The sequence below is a fragment of the Candidatus Aquicultor secundus genome (genome assembly GCF_002791875.1).
Taxonomy (GTDB): domain Bacteria; phylum Actinomycetota; class Aquicultoria; order Aquicultorales; family Aquicultoraceae; genus Aquicultor_A; species Aquicultor_A secundus.
The window spans coordinates 5,580-8,208 of record NZ_PFNG01000016.1; the positions used below are offsets into that span (position 1 = coordinate 5,580).

General features: G+C 53.3%; 2 protein-coding genes. Both read right to left on the bottom strand.

All coding sequences use genetic code 11. The annotated features are described in order from the left end of the window. Nucleotides 1-61 precede the first annotated feature (61 nt). A complete protein-coding gene (locus tag COY37_RS00520; protein WP_286678698.1) occupies nt 62-826 on the bottom strand; it encodes a fumarylacetoacetate hydrolase family protein in 765 nt (254 codons plus the stop codon). A gap of 2 nt (nt 827-828) precedes the next feature. Next, a complete protein-coding gene (gene cimA / locus COY37_RS00525; protein WP_286678699.1) occupies nt 829-2,499 on the bottom strand; it encodes a citramalate synthase in 1,671 nt (556 codons plus the stop codon). Between the last annotated feature and the right edge of the window lie 130 nt (nt 2,500-2,629).

A 2,629-nucleotide genomic window follows, 5' to 3' on the forward strand; every position in this document is an offset into this window, starting at 1 on the left:
TCGGCCCACGCACTGCTTACTGCCTACTAAAACCCGCTGTCTCGGCCCACACACTGCCTACTTATAGCTTTATTACTTTATTCCTTAAAACCCCTATCCCCTCTATTGTGATCTCCATAACATCGCCGGGGACTATCGGGCCTACGCCTGGTGGCGTGCCGGTGAGAATGATATCGCCGGGGCAGAGGGTCATGATATGGGAGATATATGAAACGAGGTACTCGGGTTTGAAGTGCATGTTGATCGTGTTCGAAGACTGCTTGACCTCACCGTTTACGGTTAATTTGATATCGAGGTGACGCGGATCGACATCCGTGGGTGTGACGATATAGGGGCCGATGGGGCAGAAGGTATCGAAGCTTTTGGCCCTCGTCCATTGGCCGTCCTTTTTCTGCAGATCGCGTGCGGTGACATCATTTGCGCAGGTATAGCCCAGGATATAGTTAATAGCCTTGGTGATAGGGACCTGCCGCGTTGTCTCCTTGATTACGATTGCCAGCTCGGCCTCGTGCTCGATCCACTTGCTCATCGGCGGATAGATGATGTCATCGGCGGTGCCGATAACCGTCGAAGGGGGCTTGAGGAAGATGAGTGGTTCGTCGGGCATCTCCATACCGAGTTCGCGGGCGTGATCCGTATAGTTCAGGCCGACCGCCACCACCTTGGAGGGCGTTGTCGGCTCTAATATCCTTATCTTATCGAGGGGATACTTCTTCTGCGTGGGTGTGAACGGCTTGAAAGGCGTGCCGTCGATTACGCAGACCTCATCGCCTTCGAGGATGCCGTATGCGATCGGGCCACCGTAGGTAAATCGAACAAATTTCAACTTTAACCTCCGCCGGTCTCACTACTCTTAGTTTCTGCCGGCGTGCTGTGCCCGTTAACACCGTTTATTCCATTAATTCCATCAAAACCGTTAAAACCGTTTTCTTCATGCACACGCTTGTGCATCAGGCCGTACTCGATACTGTCAACAAGGGCGTGCCAGCTTGCCTCGATGATGTTTTCTGAGACTCCAATTGTGCCCCAGGTGCTCCTGCCATCACCACTCTCAATAAGTACCCTGGTCACGGCACCGGTACCCTTCGTCTCATCGAGCACGCGCACTTTAAAGTCGTTTAGCTCGATATCCGCCAATGCCGGATAGACCGATTGGATGGCTTTTCTCAACGCGCTGTCCAGTGCGTTGATCGGACCGTTCCCTTCCGCAGCGGTTATTACTTCCTCACCGCCGACCTGCAATTTAATCGACGCCTCGGTTGCAACCTTGCCGTCCTCGCGCTTTTCCATAATCACGCGGAAACGGTCGAGCGTAAAGTAGTGGGGCTGTATCCCCAGGGATTTTCTAATCAATATCTCGAGGGACGCATCCGCCGCCTCGAAGTGATACCCAACGTGCTCGAGACCTTTGATCCTGTTGAGGATATCCGTCACTTTGTGCGGCTCGTTTGAGAGATCGATACCGAGTTCTTGGGCTTTGAGGATGATGGTGCTCTTGCCCGCGAGTTCGGAAACCACCACGCGCTGGATGTTGCCGACCAGGCCTGGGTCGATATGCGCATAGCCGAGTTCCTCGCGCTCGACGGCGCTGGTGTGCAGGCCCGCTTTATGCGCAAACGCGCTCTGGCCGACATAAGCCTGCTGTGGGTACGGGCTTAAGTTTGCGATTTCGCTAACGAATAGCGACGCTTCTGTTAATAATTTTAGCTGCTCGGGGCGCATTACCTCGATTCCGAGCTTAAGCTGTAGCGCCGGGATTATCGAGCAGAGATTGGCGTTGCCGCAGCGCTCGCCGTAGCCGTTGATCGTCCCCTGCACCTGGCTAACCCCTGCCTGTACTGCAATTATTGAGTTTGCAACGGCGCACTCGGCGTCGTTGTGGGCATGTATCCCGAGCGGCATGGTCACGTTGTATTGTGCCGCCTCGATGATCTCTTTGATCTCAAAGGGCATCGTACCGCCGTTTGTATCGCAAAGAACGAGGCAATCGGCACCCGCGCTCTCGGCGGCTTTTAGCGCCGCAATCGCGTAATCGGGTTTGTCTTTGTAGCCGTCAAAGAAATGCTCGGCGTCAAAGAAGACCTCTAGTCCTTTTTGTTTCAAAAAGGCGATCGAGTCGCTGATCATGTTGAGGTTCTCTTCGAGAGTCGTTCTCAGGGCACGTTCGACATGGATATGCCAGCACTTGCCGACGAGGCACGCCGCACCTGTCCCTGAGTCTACCAAGGCCTTTAAGTTGAGGTCATCTTCGGGTTTGATATCTTTGCGACGCGTGCTTCCAAAAGCGACGATCTTTGAGTTTTTTAGCTTGATATTCTTAACGCGCTCGAAGAATTCTATGTCTTTCGGATTTGAGCCCGGCCATCCGCCCTCGATGTAGTGGATACCGAGTTTATCCAGCTCGTGTACGATTTTTAGTTTGTCGGCTACCGAGAACGAGATGCGCTCGCGCTGCGCCCCGTCTCTTAGCGTCGTGTCATATAGTTTAACTTCTGCCATATCGATCGCGTCCTTATTGCTCTGTTTTGCACGGGTATTCTAAACCTAGACCCCTATGCATGAAAAGAAGGTTTCTGCCCCCGAGATTCTTCGGTCGCTTTGCTCCCTCAGAATGACATCTAGTGAGCCT